16 protein-coding genes are annotated in these 15,338 nt (G+C 68.7%); 3 read left to right on the forward strand and 13 right to left on the reverse strand.

Features of this window, described 5'->3' with window-relative positions; translation table 11 throughout:
* Positions 1 to 82 precede the first annotated feature (82 nt).
* Positions 83 to 1,006: an alpha/beta fold hydrolase gene (locus ACEN9N_RS24830; RefSeq protein WP_495654751.1), complete on the forward strand. Its 924-nt coding sequence runs from the start codon at positions 83 to 85 to the stop codon at positions 1,004 to 1,006.
* Positions 1,007 to 1,021: 15 nt separating this feature from the next.
* Here the strand turns inward: ACEN9N_RS24830 and minE are convergent, their stop codons facing one another.
* The 5 genes from minE to ACEN9N_RS24855 form a co-directional block, all read right to left on the reverse strand.
* The gene (gene minE / locus ACEN9N_RS24835; RefSeq protein WP_007836823.1) at positions 1,022 to 1,294 is read right to left on the reverse strand and encodes a cell division topological specificity factor MinE; all 273 of its coding nucleotides are present in this window, start codon (positions 1,292 to 1,294) and stop codon (positions 1,022 to 1,024) included.
* A 2-nt stretch (positions 1,295 to 1,296) separates the two neighbouring features.
* On the reverse strand, positions 1,297 to 2,112 hold the full coding sequence (gene minD / locus ACEN9N_RS24840; protein ID WP_007836825.1) for a septum site-determining protein MinD: 816 nt from the start codon (positions 2,110 to 2,112) through the stop codon (positions 1,297 to 1,299).
* Between the two features lie 140 nt (positions 2,113 to 2,252).
* Positions 2,253 to 3,008 (reverse strand): septum site-determining protein MinC, encoded by a 756-nt coding sequence (gene minC, locus ACEN9N_RS24845; protein ID WP_495654752.1) that lies wholly within the window; start codon positions 3,006 to 3,008, stop codon positions 2,253 to 2,255.
* 130 nt (positions 3,009 to 3,138) lie between these two features.
* Positions 3,139 to 4,422 (reverse strand): solute carrier family 23 protein, encoded by a 1,284-nt coding sequence (locus ACEN9N_RS24850; RefSeq protein WP_413316177.1) that lies wholly within the window; start codon positions 4,420 to 4,422, stop codon positions 3,139 to 3,141.
* Positions 4,423 to 4,513: 91 nt separating this feature from the next.
* On the reverse strand, positions 4,514 to 4,936 hold the full coding sequence (locus ACEN9N_RS24855) for a hotdog fold thioesterase (RefSeq protein ID WP_007836828.1): 423 nt from the start codon (positions 4,934 to 4,936) through the stop codon (positions 4,514 to 4,516).
* 92 nt (positions 4,937 to 5,028) lie between these two features.
* On the opposite strand from ACEN9N_RS24855, the gene ACEN9N_RS24860 reads away from it, so the two are divergent.
* A complete protein-coding gene (locus ACEN9N_RS24860) occupies positions 5,029 to 6,354 on the forward strand; it encodes an AsmA family protein (protein ID WP_495654753.1) in 1,326 nt (441 codons plus the stop codon).
* A 10-nt stretch (positions 6,355 to 6,364) separates the two neighbouring features.
* Here ACEN9N_RS24860 and ACEN9N_RS24865 read toward each other — a convergent pair whose 3' ends face one another.
* Genes ACEN9N_RS24865 through ACEN9N_RS24880 form a run of 4 tightly spaced genes read right to left on the reverse strand, consistent with a single transcriptional unit; the run spans position 6,365 to position 10,886 of the window.
* Positions 6,365 to 7,147, reverse strand: coding sequence for a crotonase/enoyl-CoA hydratase family protein (locus ACEN9N_RS24865; protein ID WP_495654754.1), 783 nt, complete (start codon positions 7,145 to 7,147; stop codon positions 6,365 to 6,367).
* A 25-nt stretch (positions 7,148 to 7,172) separates the two neighbouring features.
* The gene (locus ACEN9N_RS24870; RefSeq protein ID WP_495654755.1) at positions 7,173 to 8,975 is read right to left on the reverse strand and encodes a feruloyl-CoA synthase; all 1,803 of its coding nucleotides are present in this window, start codon (positions 8,973 to 8,975) and stop codon (positions 7,173 to 7,175) included.
* A 1-nt stretch (position 8,976) separates the two neighbouring features.
* A complete protein-coding gene (locus ACEN9N_RS24875; RefSeq protein WP_495654756.1) occupies positions 8,977 to 9,933 on the reverse strand; it encodes a 3-hydroxyacyl-CoA dehydrogenase NAD-binding domain-containing protein in 957 nt (318 codons plus the stop codon).
* 32 nt (positions 9,934 to 9,965) lie between these two features.
* Entirely contained in the window at positions 9,966 to 10,886 is a 921-nt protein-coding gene (locus tag ACEN9N_RS24880; protein ID WP_007836836.1) for a beta-keto acid cleavage family enzyme, read from the reverse strand.
* Between the two features lie 128 nt (positions 10,887 to 11,014).
* On the opposite strand from ACEN9N_RS24880, the gene ACEN9N_RS24885 reads away from it, so the two are divergent.
* Complete coding sequence (locus ACEN9N_RS24885) at positions 11,015 to 11,722, forward strand: Crp/Fnr family transcriptional regulator (protein WP_056600148.1); 708 nt, start codon at positions 11,015 to 11,017, stop codon at positions 11,720 to 11,722.
* Between the two features lie 17 nt (positions 11,723 to 11,739).
* Here ACEN9N_RS24885 and ACEN9N_RS24890 read toward each other — a convergent pair whose 3' ends face one another.
* From ACEN9N_RS24890 to ACEN9N_RS24905, 4 genes are all read right to left on the reverse strand, one after another.
* Positions 11,740 to 12,441, reverse strand: coding sequence for an ABC transporter ATP-binding protein (locus ACEN9N_RS24890; protein ID WP_495654757.1), 702 nt, complete (start codon positions 12,439 to 12,441; stop codon positions 11,740 to 11,742).
* A gap of 85 nt (positions 12,442 to 12,526) precedes the next feature.
* Positions 12,527 to 13,273 carry an ABC transporter ATP-binding protein gene (locus ACEN9N_RS24895; RefSeq protein WP_007836839.1) on the reverse strand — a complete coding sequence of 249 codons (747 nt, stop codon included), beginning with the start codon at positions 13,271 to 13,273 and terminating at the stop codon, positions 12,527 to 12,529.
* A 217-nt stretch (positions 13,274 to 13,490) separates the two neighbouring features.
* Positions 13,491 to 14,441, reverse strand: coding sequence for a branched-chain amino acid ABC transporter permease (locus ACEN9N_RS24900; protein WP_495654758.1), 951 nt, complete (start codon positions 14,439 to 14,441; stop codon positions 13,491 to 13,493).
* The gene (locus ACEN9N_RS24905; RefSeq protein ID WP_007832654.1) at positions 14,438 to 15,310 is read right to left on the reverse strand and encodes a branched-chain amino acid ABC transporter permease; all 873 of its coding nucleotides are present in this window, start codon (positions 15,308 to 15,310) and stop codon (positions 14,438 to 14,440) included. Before ACEN9N_RS24905 ends, ACEN9N_RS24900 begins: the two co-directional genes overlap by 4 nt.
* Between the last annotated feature and the right edge of the window lie 28 nt (positions 15,311 to 15,338).

The following is a 15,338-nucleotide window of genomic DNA, read 5'->3' on the forward strand; positions in this document are numbered from 1 at the left end:
GCTTGCGCGACACCCTGCGCAGCCTGCCTCGCAGCAACCGCGACTGGGTCTGGTACTGAACGCCCGGAAGGAACGCCGCGCCATGACGACCACTTCCACGCCAGCCGCCGGCCATGCCGCGCAGTCGAACTACTACCGGCCCAGCCGCACGATGCGCGCGCTGCGCTTCGGCCTGACCACCTCGCAGCGACTCTGGCCCGCACTCGGCGTGCGCGCCGCGTATCGCCTGTTCGGCACGCCGCTGCCGCCCAAGTGGCTCTATCGCGGGCAGGGCCCCGGCGCGGAATGGCGCCGCGAGGGCTGGGCCTTCGAGGACGCGGGCGTCGGCATCTACCACCTGGCCGCGCAGGACTCGGGTGCGGAGTCGGCGCCCGTGGTGCTGCTGGTGCACGGCTGGGGCGGGCACGCGGGGCAGATGCTGCCGCTCGCGCAGGCCGTGGCTGCGGCAGGGCTGCGGCCCGTGCTGCTCGAGCTGCCGGCGCATGGCCGCAGCGCGGGCACGATGAGCAACTCGCCGCAGTTCGCACGCGCCATCGCCTACGTGGCAGCCCGGCTCGCGGCCGATGGCCACGCGTTGCGCGCCGCCGTCGCGCATTCGCTGGGCGCCAACGGGCTCGCTCTTGCGGCGGCGCGCGGCCTTCCGGCGCAGCGCCTCGTGCTGCTGGCGCCGCCTGCTTCGCCGCGCGAATACACGCGCTACTTCGCGCACACCTTCGGCCTCAGCGAAGCCACGCGGGGGGCGATGCAGCGGCTGTTCGAATCGCGTGAAGGGGTCCTGATGGCGCAGCTGGAGCCGGCCGCCGTGGGCCCGCGCATCGTGCAGCCGACGCTGATCGTGCACGACCGAGACGACCGCGTGAACCGCTTCGCCGATGCCGAGGCCTACCGCGATGCGATCCGCGGCGCGCAGCTGGCGGCCACGCAGGGGCTCGGGCACCGCCGCATCCTCCAGGCGCCGGAGGTGCTCGAGCAGGTGCTGCGCTTTCTTGCGGACCCCGTGCGCTGAGGTCCGCGAAACCCGTCAGCGCGCCGGCGCCGGGTCGGGCAGCTCGATCTTGATGTCGAGCACTTCGAGGTTGTCCTGGGTTTCCAGGTGCACCTTGATGTCGTCGGCGTTGATCGACACGTACTTGGAAATCACCGCCACCAGCTCGCGCTGGAGTTCGGGCAGATAGTCGGGGCGCTTCTTGCCGCTGAGGCTGGAGCGCTCGTGCGCGAGGATGATCTGCAGGCGCTCTTTCGCGACGCTTGCAGTCTTCTTCTTCTCGCCAAGCAGGAACGAGAGAAACGACATGCCTACTTGCCTCCGAAGATCCGCTTGAAGAAGCTGGGCTTCTCGGCGTCGACGAAGCGCATCGGCTTGTCCTCTCCGAGGAAGCGCGCCACCACGTCGCTGTAGGCCTGCGCCACGTCGGTTTCCTTGTCGTGGATCGCGGGCACGCCCTGGTTCGAGGCATGCAGCACGCTTTCCGACTCGGGGATCACGCCGATGAGCTTGATGCGCAGGATGTCCTGGATGTCTTCCAGCGAGAGCATCTGTCCGCCCGCCACCCGGTTCGGGTTGTAGCGGGTGATCAGCAGGTGCTCCTTGATCGGGTCGCCGCCTTCCTTGGCGCGCTTGGTCTTGCTGCTGAGCATGCCCAGGATGCGGTCCGAGTCGCGCACCGAGGAGACTTCGGGGTTGGTGACGATCAGTGCTTCGTCGGCGAAGTGCATGGCCATCATGGCACCGGTCTCGATGCCCGCCGGCGAGTCGCAGACGATGTAGTCGAACTCCATCGCGGCGAGGTCGGTCAGCACCTTCTCGACGCCCTCCTGCGTGAGCGCTTCCTTGTCACGCGTCTGCGAGGCGGCCAGCACGAACAGGTTGTCGCACTGCTTGTCCTTGATGAGTGCCTGGCTCAGGTTGGCTTCGCCCTGGATGACGTTGATCAGGTCATACACCACGCGGCGTTCGCAGCCCATGATCAGGTCGAGGTTGCGCAGGCCCACGTCGAAGTCGATCACCGCCGTTTTCTTGCCCGCGAGCGCGAGGCCCGACGCGAAGCTGGCGCTCGTCGTCGTCTTGCCGACGCCGCCCTTGCCCGAAGTCACCACCACAATTTTGGCCATGGCCATTCCTTCTTGTTTCGATTCAGTTGTTGGTTATGCGAGATGCGGCCGCCGCCGGGCCGCCCCAAGGCGAGCCGCGCCTCCCCCTCGGGGGGGGCGAATGACACGCAGCGAAGCGGAGTGCAAAGCCGGGGGGCGCATCAGATTGCGTCGATCGCGATTTTCTTGCCATCGAGGCGCACCTGGGCCGGCTTGCCCAGCACCGTGCCGGGCAGCGGCACCTCGTTGGTGCGGTAGATGCCCGCAATGGCCACCAGCTGCGCTTCCATGCAGGTCGAGAAGATCCGCGCCTCGGTGTTGCCGCGCGCGCCGGCAATGGCCTTGCCGCGCAGCGGTGCGTACACATGCACGTTGCCGTCTGCGATGACTTCGGCGCCGAAGCTCACCACCGCGGTCACCACCACGTCGCCGCCACGGGCGTAGACCTGCTGGCCCGAACGCAGCGGCTTGTCGATCAGCAGCGTGCCGTTGGCCGGCACCGGCACTTCGCGCACGATCTGCGGGGCTTCCGATGCGGGCGCCTCGGCCGGCGGCGCCGGGGCACGGGGCGCGGGGGCCGCGGGCATGGCCGCCACCGAGAGGCCTGCGGCGCGCGCCGCGGCGTTCTTCGCGGCGTTGCCGCCGCGCACTGCGATGGGTTGGGTCTGGTGGCGCGCCAGCAGGCCGCGCAGGGCGGCGAAGTCGAGTTCGCCCTCGCCTTGCTCTTCCTGCAGCAGCGAGAGATCGATCACCACCGGCTCCTGCTCGAAGAAGTCGGGCGAATCGGCCAGCTGGGCGTCGAGCGCCTCGGCCAGCACGTCCAGGTCGGACGTCTTGAGGATCACTGCGATCAGCGGCAGCGTGGCGCTCTTGAATTCGAAAACCGCCTTGGTGCGCGCGGCGGAGACATCGGCCATTGGGAAAACGTCGGTGCGAAAAGCGTTGGAGTCTAACGGGCGCGGGCCAAACCCCAATGAACAGGCCCTGCTTCGGGCCCCCGGGAGAACACTTCTTTCACGAGGTTGCACTTTTCCGGGGTGCCTAGCGTCAGTTCTTCGAGCGCCCCAGCAGCGCGTAAAGAAGGATCGCGCCGAAGGTCGCGGTGCCGATGCCACCGAGCGCGAAGTCGCCGAACTTCAGCGTGAAGTCGCCGGTGCCGATGATCAGCGTGATGGCCGCGACGATCAGGTTCCTGTTCTGCGAGAAGTCGACCTTGTTGTCGACCCAGATCTTGGCGCCCGCGATCGCGATCAGGCCGAACACCACGATGCTCACGCCGCCCATCACCGGCAGCGGAATCGCCTGGATCAGCGCACCGAACTTCGGGCTGAAGCCCAGCACCAGCGCGATGAGCGCCGCCACCACGAACACCGCCGTCGAGTAGATGCGCGTGGCCGCCATCACGCCGATGTTCTCGGCGTAGGTCGTCACGCCCGTGCCGCCGGCCGCGCCGCTCACCACCGTGGCGATGCCGTCGCCGATGAAGGCGCGGCCCATGTACGGGTCGAGGTTGCGGCCCGTCATGGCCGTCACCGCCTTCAGGTGACCGAGGTTCTCCGCCACCAGGATGATCGCCACGGGGGCGATCAGCAGCATCGCGTTGGCCGTGAACACCGGCGCCGTGAAGGTCGGCAGGCCGAACCAGGCCGCATTGGCGATGCCGCTCAGGTCGACCGGCTTGCCCATGCCCAGGATGTTGGTCAGCATCGCATAGACGATGGTGGCCAGGACCAGCCCGACCAGGATCAGCAGGCGCTGCAGCATGCCGCGCGTGAACACCGCCACCAGCCCCACGCAAAGGAAGGTCACGGCCTGCATCCACGAGTCGAAGTTGCTGGCCGCCATGTTCTTGATCGGCACGCTCGCGAGGTTGAGCCCGATCACCGCCACCACGGCGCCCGTGACCACCGGCGGCATGACGCGCTCGATCCAGCCGGTGCCGATGGCCTGCACCAGCGCCCCGATCAGGATGTACACCACCCCGCAGGCCACGATGCCGCCCAGCGCCACCGCGATGTTGGGGTTGGGCCCCTTGCCCGCATAGCCGCTGGCCGCGATCACCACGCCGATGAAGGCGAAGCTCGAGCCCAGGTAGCTCGGCACCTTGCCGCCGGTGACGAAGTAGAAGATCAGCGTGCCGATGCCGCTCATCAGGATCGCGATGTTGGGGTTGAAGCCCATCAGGATCGGCGCCAGCACCGTGGCGCCGAACATCGCGATGACGTGCTGTACGCCCATGGCGCCGGTCTGCAGCCAGGGCAGGCGCTCGTCGGGCGCGATGACCGCGCCGTTGGCCAGCGCGGACGCGGGCCTTTCAGTCCACTTGAACATTGCTTTCATCTCCTCTTGTTGGTGGGGCGTGATTGTGGTCGATGAACCCCGGCCTGAACACCGCCGCAAGAGAAGAACGAAAGAGCGGCGCTCAGCGCGCCTGCAGCACCGCCATGGTGATGCGCGACACGCAGGTCAGCTCGCCCGCCTCGTTCGTCAGCTCGATCTGCCAGACCTGCGTGCTGCGGCCGCGGTGCACCGGCCGCGCCGTGCCGATGACCCAGCCGCTGGTGACGGAGCGGATGTGATTGGCATTGATGTCCAGGCCCACGGCGCGGTCGCCCTCGGGCGCCGAGTAGTGCGCGCCGCAGGAGCCCAGCGTCTCGGCCAGCACCACCGACACGCCGCCGTGCAGGATGCCGTAGGGCTGGCGGGTGCGCTCGTCCACCGGACAGCGGGCGCGGATGAAGTCGTCGCCCACCTCCAGGAATTCCATGCCCAGCGCGGAGACGGCGGTGCCGACGTGGTTGCGGGTCAGCTCCTCGACGGAGACTTCTTTTTTCCAGATACGCATTCGGTACTTCCTTCTTGCCTGTAAAAGGGGACTCAAAACTATAGCGATGGCGACTGACAAACCGAGTCGCCTTTGCGTGCTAGCTTGCACCGATGAAGCACCCCGTCCGCCGCTGGCTCCTGGGCATCGCCGCAGCGCTGCTGCTGGGCGTGGGCGCGCTGGTGTGGGTGGTGAGCATGCGCCTGCCCTCCGACCAAGAGGTGGCCGCGAAGATCGCCGAAGGCTTCGAGAAGCGCTTCGGCGTTGCCCTGAAGGTCGGCGGGGCCCACTGGTCGCTGCTGCCGGTGCCCGTGCTGGCGCTGTCCGAGATCGCCACCGACCAGCCGCGTCCCATCACCCTGCGCCGCCTGACCCTGCGGCTGAAGCTCGCGCCGCTGCTGCAGCGCATCGTTGCCGTTGACGATCTCGAGATCGAAAGCCTGGTGCTGCCGCGCGCCTCGGTGCGGGCGTTCCGGGGCAAGGGCCCCAAGCCGCAGGAGGACAGCGGCAATCTGGTGGCGCTGCCCGCGCCGTGGACGCTGGCACCCGTGCCGCTGGCACAGCTGCGCTGGCGCGACGTGGTCTGGATCGACCGGCGCGATATTGCGCTGGCCTACGACGGCGACATCCGCTTCGACCCCGGCTGGCGCCCGCGCCAGGCCCGGCTCGAACGGGCCGGCGCCACGACACTCACGCGGCTTCGGCTGGACCGCCTGGACGGGCAGGACCGCTGGCGCACCCGCATCGAAGTGGGCGGCGGCACGTGGAACGGCGTCGCCCGCCTCGAGACGCCGCCCGGCGGCAAATTGCGGGTGTCGGCCGAGCTGGAGCCGCGCCAGGTCGACATCGAAAGCCTGGTGCAGGCCTTTGGCCGCCGCACTTCGGTGGCGGGCAAGGTCTCGGGCCACACCACGCTCAGGACCGAGGCCGGCGATGCCGAGGAACTGGGCGCGCTGATCCGCGGCCTGCACACCCGCACCACCTTCTCGGTGCAGCCCGCCATGCTCACGCGGCTGGACGTGGCCAAGGCCGTCACCACCGCCGGCATCAGCCGCGGAGGCACCACCGCGCTGGACGAACTCACCGGCACGCTCGACACCCAGGGCACCGAAGACGGCGTGGTAATGCAGTACAGCAACCTCAAGGCCCGTTCCGGGGTGCTCACCGCGAGCGGCAACCTGAAGCTGTTCAACCGCAGGCTCGACGGCGAGATCGCGGTGGACCTCGTCGACGGCGTGGTCGGCGTCCCGCTCAAGGTGAGCGGCACCATGAGCGACCCCGAGCTGTCGTTGACCGGCGCTGCGCTCACCGGCGCGGCCATCGGCAGCGCGGTGCTGCCGGGCGTGGGCACGGCGATCGGAGCCCGGATGGGGCAGCAGGTGGAGAAGCTGTTCGGCGGCGGGAGCGAGCCGAAGAAGAAGGCCGCGCCCAGGCGCTGAAGCCAGGCGCTCAGTGCCCGAACTCGCCGTGGCGGCCGGCGCCTCTTGCGAAGCGCGCGGCGCCGGCTTCGCCCTCGGCGAAGACCATCGGCACGCCCAGCGCGCCTTCGCGGCGCAGCGCTTCGGCCAGCGGCAGGTCCCATTGTTCGTAGGCGCTGCGGCGGTCGGCCAGCATGCATCGCTGCGGGAACGCAGCGAGCTGGCGGGCCAGTTCCTGCGCGGCGGCCAGCGCGCCGCCCGGTGGCGTGACGCGGTTGACGAGGCCCATCGCCAGCGCCTCGGCCGCGCCCACCGCACGGCCCGAAAGAATCATGTCGAGCGCGCGGCCCATGCCCACGATGCGCGGCAGCCGCACCGTGCCGCCGTCGATCAGCGGCACGCCCCAACGGCGGCAGAACACCCCGAACACCGCGTCCTCGTCGGCCACGCGCAGGTCGGCCAGCAGCGCGAGTTCGAGGCCGCCCGCCACCGCGTGGCCGTTCACCGCCGCGAGCAGCGGCTTCGACAGCGCCATGCGCGTCGGCCCCATCGGGCCGCTGCCGCCGCCTTGGGGATCGAGCTCGTTGCGGCGGGCCGGGTCGCCCACGGCCGAGAGATCGGCACCCGCGCAGAAATTGCCGCCCGCACCGGTCAGCACCGCGACGCGCAGCGCGTCGTCGGCCTCGAAACGCTCGAAGGCTTCGCGCAGCTCGGCGGCCATGGGACCGTCGACGGCGTTGCGCTTGTTCGCGCGGTTCAGCGTGATCGTGCACACCGTGTCTTCGATGTCGTATGTGACGTGCTGCATGGCCATGTCTCCAACAGTCGGGATTCGGGGTTCAGCCCGGGCGCACCACCTGCGCGTCGCCGGACGCATGCAGCCGCGCCACGTCGGTCGCGCGGCGCGTCAGCACGGCGCGCTGGTTGATGTAGCCCTTGTCGGTGATCTCGCCCGCGTCGAGGCTTGGGGGCTCGGCCAGCACCAATGCGCAGGCCGGGCATTGCGAGGAGCCCGCGCCTTCGTCGCGCAGCGCGCGCAGCATGCCAGCGATGCGTTCGCGCAGGGCATCGGGCGCGAGCGCAGCGCCTTGCGGGCTGGGAAACACCAGCATGCCGATCTCGTCGCGGTCGTGGCCGGTGAGCACCACGTCCTGCGCATGCGGCGCAAGCAGCGACACCAGCTTGACGCGCAGCGTGCCCACCGACACCCAGGTGCCGCTCGAGAGCTTGAAGTCTTCCGCCACGCGGCCGTTGAAGATCACGCCCTGCGCGGGCTGCGCCGGGTTCGCGAGGAAGCCGGCGTCGCCGATGCGGTAGTAGCCCTCTTCGTCGAAGGCCTGCGCCGTCTCGCGCGGTGCATCGCGATAGCCCGGAAACACCGAGACGCCCTTCACGCGCATCTCCAGCTTCTCGCCGTTGGGCACGAACTTCAGCTCCAGCCCGGGCAGCGGCGCGCCGATGCAGCCGGCGCCGTCGAGCTTCCAGTGTGCGGAGGTGATGGCGGGCGAGGTCTCGGTCGCGCCCCACGAGGTGGTGAGCCACAGCGGCCGGGTAGGGCGTACGCGCGCAGCCACCGCTTCGAGCCGCTGCCAGGTGGAAGGCGCGAGCGCCGCCGCCGCGTAGAAGGCCAGCCGCAGGCGCGAGAACACCTCGGCGGCCAGCGCGTCGTCGGCTTCGAGAAAGGGCAGCAGCATGTCGAAGCCGCGCGGCACGTTGAACAGCAGCGTGGGCTTCACCTCGCGCAGGTTGCGCACCGTCTTCTCGATCAGGCCCGGCGCGGGCCGGCCCTCGTCGATGTAGAGTGCGCCGCCGTGGCACAGCACCATGTTCAGGTTGTGGTTTGCGCCGAAGGTATGGCTCCAGGGCAGCCAGTCGACCAGCACCGGTGCTTCCCGCGTGAGGAAGCGCCAGGTCTGCGCCATCATCTGCTGGTTGGCGCAGAGCATGCGGTGCGTGTTGATGACGATCTTGGGCTTGCCGGTCGAGCCTGAGGTCAGCAGGTACTTGGCGTGCGTGTCGGGCAGCACGTCGGCGAAGGCCTGCATGACGGCGGGCGTTTCCTTCGCCGCGAGCAGCCGCTCGAACGCCATCGCACCGGGATGCGCCTCGGCGTTGCGGCTGAACACGGTGACCGCCTCGACGCCGCAGCCGGCGAGCGAGCCGCCGTACACCTTCGCATCCGATGCGTAGATCAGCCCCGGCTTCAGCGCCTGCAGCATGCCGTGCAGCCGCGACGGGTCTTTCGCCATGCGCGAGTAGGCGCTCGACAGCGAGCACGCGGTGCGGCCGATGTGCATGGCGGCCAGCATCAGCACCGCGTGGTCGATGGCGTTGTCCGACAGGATCACGACCGGCTGGCCCTGAGGCAGGTTCATGTCGAGCAGCGCCTGGGCGACGGCGCCCACGGCGTGACGCAATGCGCGGTAGTCGAGCTTGCGCCAGCCTTCGCCTGTTTCGTCGCGCTCGGCGAAGGCCAGTGCGTCGGGTGTCTCATGCGCCCAGCGCTCGATCCATTCGCCGATGCAGCGCGCATAGGGCTTCAGCGCCATTGGCGATCGCAGCGCGAAGGAGCCATCGTCGAAGTCGATGCGCACCGTGCGGGGCGGGGCGATCAGGTTTTCGTCTTGGAGGAAGTCGGCCATTTCAATCGAGTCTGCCGGTGTTGCTCTTGGCGCGAATCAGGTCTAACAGCAGGGTGTCGCGGGCGGCTTCGAGGTCGGCCGTGCGTCGAGCGCCCAACTCCTCGGACACGCCTTGCACCACCTTCTGCCTGAGCTCGGCCGTCATCGACGGCGCACCCAAGTCTTTCCACCAGTCCTCGATCGGCCCGCCCAAATGCGCGAGCAGGTGCTCGATGCCGCCCGCGCCGCCCGACAGATGCAGGTTCATGAACGGCCCCATCACCGCCCAGCGCAGGCCGGGGCCGTGGGCGATGGCCGTGTCGATATCGGCCACGCTCGCCACGCCTTCGTTGACCAGGTGGAACGCCTCGCGCCACAGTGCGGCCTGCAGCCGGTTCGCGATGTGGCCTTTCACCTCGCGCTTCACGTGGATCGGCCGCTTGCCGATGGCCGCGTAGAAGGCCATCGTGCGTTCGATGACCTCGGCCGAAGTCTGCTCGCCGCCGATGACCTCGACGAGGGGAATCAGATGCGGCGGGTTGAACGGATGCCCCAGCACCACGCGCTGCGGGTGCGCGCAGCCCGACTGCACGCCGCTGATCGCCAGGCCCGATGAGCTCGATGCGAGGATCGTCTCCGCTGGCGCAGCCGCATCCATGCGTCGGAACAGGTCGATCTTGAAATCCATGCGCTCGGGGCCGTTCTCCTGCACGAAGTCGGCCACGGACACCGCGTCTTCCAGGCTGTCGTGGAAGCGCAGGCGGTCCGCCGACGCGCCCTCGGCCAGCCCGAAGCGCTGCAGCGTCGGCCAGTGCTGCGCCACCGCTTCGCGCAGCCGTTCTTCCGCGCCGGGCGAAGGATCGATCGCGTTCACGTCGAGCCCGTGCGCCAGGAAGTACGCAGCCCAGCTCGCACCGATCACGCCGGTGCCGACCACCGCCACCCGCTTCACGTCCGGGGCAGTGCGGGAAATGTTCATCTGCGTGTCTCCGTTCATTGTTGTCGTGTCACTCAGCCCAGCGCGAACTCGGGCCGCGGACCGCCCGTGCGCGGCAGGCCCATGATCTGCCGCGCCTCGGCCGGCGTCGCCACTTCCATGTCGAGCTCGCGGATCACCCGCACGATGCGCTCGGTGAGCTGCACGTTGGTGGCCAGCTCGCCCTGGCGGAAGTAGAGGTTGTCTTCCAGCCCCACGCGCGCATGGCCGCCCAGCAGCAGCGCCGCGACGTTGGCTTCGAGCTGCGACATGCCGATGCCGCTCACGCCGAAGATCGCCCCCTTGGGCAGCGTGTCGACCATCATCTGCAGGTTGCGCGGCGAGTAGGGCATCGCGTTCTGGAAGTTGCGGTGCACGTTCATCACGAGGTTGATGAAGTAGGGCTCGTCGTCGTGGCCTTCCTCGATCAGCGTGGTCGTGTCCTGCAGGATGTGCGTGGGGCTGAACACCTCCCACTCGGGCTTGATGCCGCGCGCCTTCATGCCGGCGGCCAGTTCGCGCCCGCGCGTGATGGGCGTGTCCATCAGGATCTGCTTGCCCTCGAAGCTCAGGTTGAGCGTGGTGGCGTCGAGCGTGCACATCTCGGCGCCGGCGTCCATGCCCTTGATGCGTTCTTCCCACGCGATCTCCCAGCGCTCGCCGGCCAGCGGTTTCACCATGTCGCCGTGCACGCCACCGCCGGTGGAGTTGTTGAGCACGATGTCGCTGCCGAGCGCGCGGATGCGGCTGTTGATGTCGCGGTACACCTCGGCGTTGCAGGTGGCGCCGTCGTCGGGGCGGCGCGCGTGGATGGCCACCACGCTCGCGCCGGCGTTCCAGCAGCGCAGCACGTCGGCGGCGATCTCGGCGGGCTGCGTGGGCAGGTGGGGGTTCTGCGACTTGTGCGCCATGCCGCCGGTGGGGGCGATGGTCACGATCACTTTGCGCTTCGACATGGTCGGTGGCTCCTGGTGTCTTTCATGGGGGGCGCGCTATTATTTTTGGCTGCGCGGGCACACTCAGTCATCGCGACGACATTTGGGCTCAGGGTTTACGCACCCGCGCCTTCAGGAGCTTTCATTCCATGCCCACGACGAAGCCGGCCCCCCAGGCGGCATCGCTGACGATTCCGCAATTGCTGCAAGGCTCGGCCTGGTTCCCGCTGCTCGATGTGGCGGCGGGCGAGCGCGTGCTCGACGAGATGCGCGAGGTCGAGGTGGCGGCCGGCGCCGCGCTGTGCCGGCGCGGCGACACGCCGGTGCACTGGTACGGCACGCTCGAAGGGTTGCTCAAGTGGTCGATCACCTCGAGCGACGGGCGCTCGGTGACCTTCGGCGGCCTGTCGGTGGGCAGCTGGTTCGGCGAAGGCACGCTGCTGCGCGCGCTGCCGCGTTCGGCCGACATCATCGCGCTGCGGCCGAGCAGGGTGGCGCAGCTGCCGCTGGAAACCTTCGAGTGGCTGCACCGCACGCAGCGCGGCTTCGATCACTTCCTGCTGCAGCAGATCAACGAGCGGCTGCACTGGTTCATGGGCAACTATGCGGCGCACCGGCTGCTCGACACCGACAGCCAGGTGGCGCGCGCGCTGGCGGGGCTGTTCCACCCGTGGCTGCATCCGGGCAGCGAACCGCACCTGCAGACTTCGCAGGAGGAGATTGCGAATCTCTCGGGCGTGTCGCGTCAGCGGTGCAATGCGGCGTTGAACCGGTTGAAGGAAGCGGGGTTCCTGCGGATCGAGTACGGGGGGATCACCGTGATCGATCTTGAAGGGCTGCGGCGGTTCATCGAGTAGCGCCGGCTCCCCCGCCGTCACACGCCCAGCAATTCCTCCAGCGCCTGCGGCTCGGCGAGCAGATCCGCCGAGGCCCCATGCCGCACGATCTGCCCCTTCTCCATCACCACCGCGAGGTCGGTGTGCGCCAGCACCTTGCGGTAGTCGCGGTCGACGATCAGCGTCGCGATGCCGGTCGCGCGGATCTCGCTGATCACGCGCCAGATCTCGGCCACGATCAGCGGCGCCAAACCTTCGGTGGCCTCGTCGAGGATCAAGAGGCGCGGGTTGGTCATCAGCGCGCGGCCGATCGACAGCATCTGCTGCTCGCCGCCCGACAGCTGCTGGCCGCCGTGCGACAGCCGCTCCGACAGGCGCGGAAAGGTGGCCATCACGCGGTCGAAGGTCCAGTTGCGCCGGCCGTCGATGCCCGCGCGCTCGCTCATCACGAGGTTCTCGCGCACCGACAGATTGGGGAAGATGCCGCGCCCTTCGGGCACGTAGCCGATGCCCAGCCGCGCCATCTTCTCGGGCGGCAGGCCGGTGACGGTGCGGCCGTCGACCTGCACTTCGCCCGAGGCGGGGCGCACGTAGCCCATCATCGTGCGGATCAGCGTGGTCTTGCCCATGCCGTTGCGCCCGAGCAGGCCCACCGAAGTGGCCGTGGGAATGCCGGCGTGCACGCCGCGCAAGATGTGGCTGTTGCCGTAGTAGGTGTTGAGGTCGCGAACGATGAGCATCAGTGGTCTCCCGCCGGGCCGCCCCAAGGGAGGCCAGCGCCTCCTCGGGGGGCAGCGAATACACGAAGTGACGAGCGTGGAGGCATCAGTGTTCCTCGCCCAGATACGCGGTGCGAACCTCGGGGTTCTCGCGGATCTCCTGCGGGTTGCCGGTGGCGATGACCGTGCCGTTCACCATCACGGTGATGCGGTCGGCAATGCGGAACACCGCGTCCATGTCGTGCTCCACCAGCAGGATCGCGTGCGTGGCCTTCAGCCGCGCGAGCAGCGTGAGCATGCGGTCGGTTTCTTCGGCGCCCATGCCGGCGAGCGGCTCGTCGAGCAGCAGCACGCGCGGGTTGGTGGCCAGGCACATCGCCACTTCGAGCTGGCGCTGCGCGCCGTGGCTCATGGTGCCGGCGATGCGGTGCGCTTCGTGGGCGAGGCCGGCGGCTTCGAGCGCGGCGTCGGCCGTGGCGTTGCTGGTGGCGCAGTCCTGCGACGGCTGCCAGAAGGCCCAGGGCCTGGGCGTGGCGGCCTGCGCGGCGAGCCGGCAGTTCTCGTGCACGCTGAACTCCGGGAAGATGGTCGTGCGCTGGTAGCTGCGGCCCACGCCGTCGCGCGCGCGCTTCGACTGGGCGCGGCCGGTGATGTCCACGCCGTCGAGAGCGATGCGGCCTTCGGAGGCTTCGAGCTCTCCGGAAAGCATGTTGATCAGCGTCGACTTGCCGGCGCCGTTGGTGCCGATCACCGCGTGGACCTCGCCGACGTGCAGGTCAAGCGTGACGGCGTTGACGGCGGTGAGGCCGCCGAAGCGGCGGGTGAGCTTTTCGACGGACAGCAGTGCGTTCATGGTGTTGCTCCTTCCCCCTTTGGGGGAAGGTTGGGATGGGGGCAGGCAGAGCGCGCGATGGAGGCGCCGCTTGCCCCCACCCCGGCCCTCCCCCAGCGGGGGAGGGAGAAATGCAGGGAACACCGCGCAGCCGGCTTTGCCGGGCCGCTGGTGTTGCTCCCGGTGAGGGGGGTGGCGAAGCGACACGAAGTGCGCGAAGCCTGGGGGAGAGCTGACTTCACACGGCCTCCTTCGGCGACAGGCGCTTCACAAGCCCGATCAGCCCCTTGGGCAGCAGCGCCACGAACACGATGATCGTCAGGCCCAGCGTCAGCTGCCAGTGGTCCGCCATCGGGCCCATCACCGCATGGGTCGAGAAGATCTCCTTCAGCAGCGTGAACGCGATGGCGCCGATCACCGCGCCGCGCAGGTGGCCGAGGCCGCCGAGGATCACCATCAGCAGCACCTCGCCCGAGTTGTGCCATGCCATCAGTTCCGGGTTGACCACGCCATCGCGCGAGGCCAGCAGGAAGCCGGCAAGCCCCGCCAATGCACCCGCCAGCACGAAGGCCGCGAGCTTGTAGGCATACACCGAGAAGCCCGCGGCGCGCATGCGCTGCTCGTTCACGCGGATGCCCGCCAGCGCCGCACCGAAGCGCGAGCGGCGGATGAGCGCCAGCAGTCCGTAGGTGAACACCAGCGAGGCCAGCACCACGTAGAACAGCACCGTGCGGTTCTCCATGTCGAGCACGCCGAGGGCGGGCCGCACGTACATGTAGATGCCGTCGCTGCCGCCGCCGACCTTGGTGTCGTGGAACACGAAGAAGGCCATCTGCGCGAAGGCCAGCGTCACCATGATGAAGTACACGCCGCGCGTGCGCAGGCTCAATGCACCGACGAACAGCGCATACAGCGCCGCCGCACCCATGGCCAGCGGCAGCAGCAGCGCGAAGTTGCCGCCTTCGCTGCCTGAAGCGAGCACCGTGACGTATGCGCCGATGCCGTAGAAGGCCGCATGGCCCAGGCTCACGAGCCCGGTCATGCCGACCAGCAGTTCGAGGCTCAGCGCGAAGATCGACAGGATCATGATCTTCACGACGAAGTCGGAAACGTAGTTGCCCATGAACGGGCCCGCCACGCCGATGAGCACGGCGCACAGCACCGGCACGAGGAATGCGGTCTTCTTCATGGCCGCCTCCCCATCAGCCCTTCGGGCTTCCATATCAGCACGATGGCCATCAGCAGGTAGATGCCGATGCCGCTCAGGTCCGCGAAGAACACCTTGCCGAAGGTATCGACGAAGCCCACCAGCAGCGAGGCCACCAGCGCGCCCGTGATCGAGCCGATGCCGCCGATCACCACCAGCACGAAGCAGATGATGAGCACGCTCGCACCCATGTTCGGGTACACCGAGGACATCGGCGCCGCGATCATGCCGGCCAGCGCCGCCAGCGCCACGCCCGCCGCGAACACGATGCGGTAGAGCCGCTTCACGTCGATGCCCAGGCCGCGCACCATGTCGCGGTTGCTCGCACCAGCGCGGATCATCATGCCCAGCCGCGTGCGGTTGACCACCCAGTACAGCGCCACGGCCAGCACGATGCAGGCGGCCGAGGCGAAGAGGCGATACCACGGATAGCTCATGACGTTGCCCAGCGCGAAGCTGCCGTCGAGCCATGCCGGCACCTTCACGCCGTGCACGTCGTTGCCCACGAGGATGGAGCGCAGCTCCTCGAACACCAGGATGAGCCCGTAGGTCATCAGCACCTGCTGCAGGTGGTCGCGCTGGTAGAGGTAGCTGAAGAAGGCCCATTCGAGCAGGTAGCCGAAGACGGCCGCCAGCACCACGCCGGCCACCAGCATCAGCAGGAACTGGTCGCCGAACAGCGGCGCGAGCGCGAACGCCATGTACGCGCCGATCATGTAGAAGCTGCCGTGCGCAAGGTTGATGACACCCATGATCCCGAAGATCAGCGTCAGCCCCGAGGCCACCAGGAAGAGTAGGAGCCCGTACTGAACCGAGTTCAGGCACTGGACCAAGAAGGTTCCGAAATCCACGTTAGGTCATCCCTGTGAGACCGAAAGA

It is taken from the genome of Variovorax sp. Varisp46 (assembly GCF_059491885.1).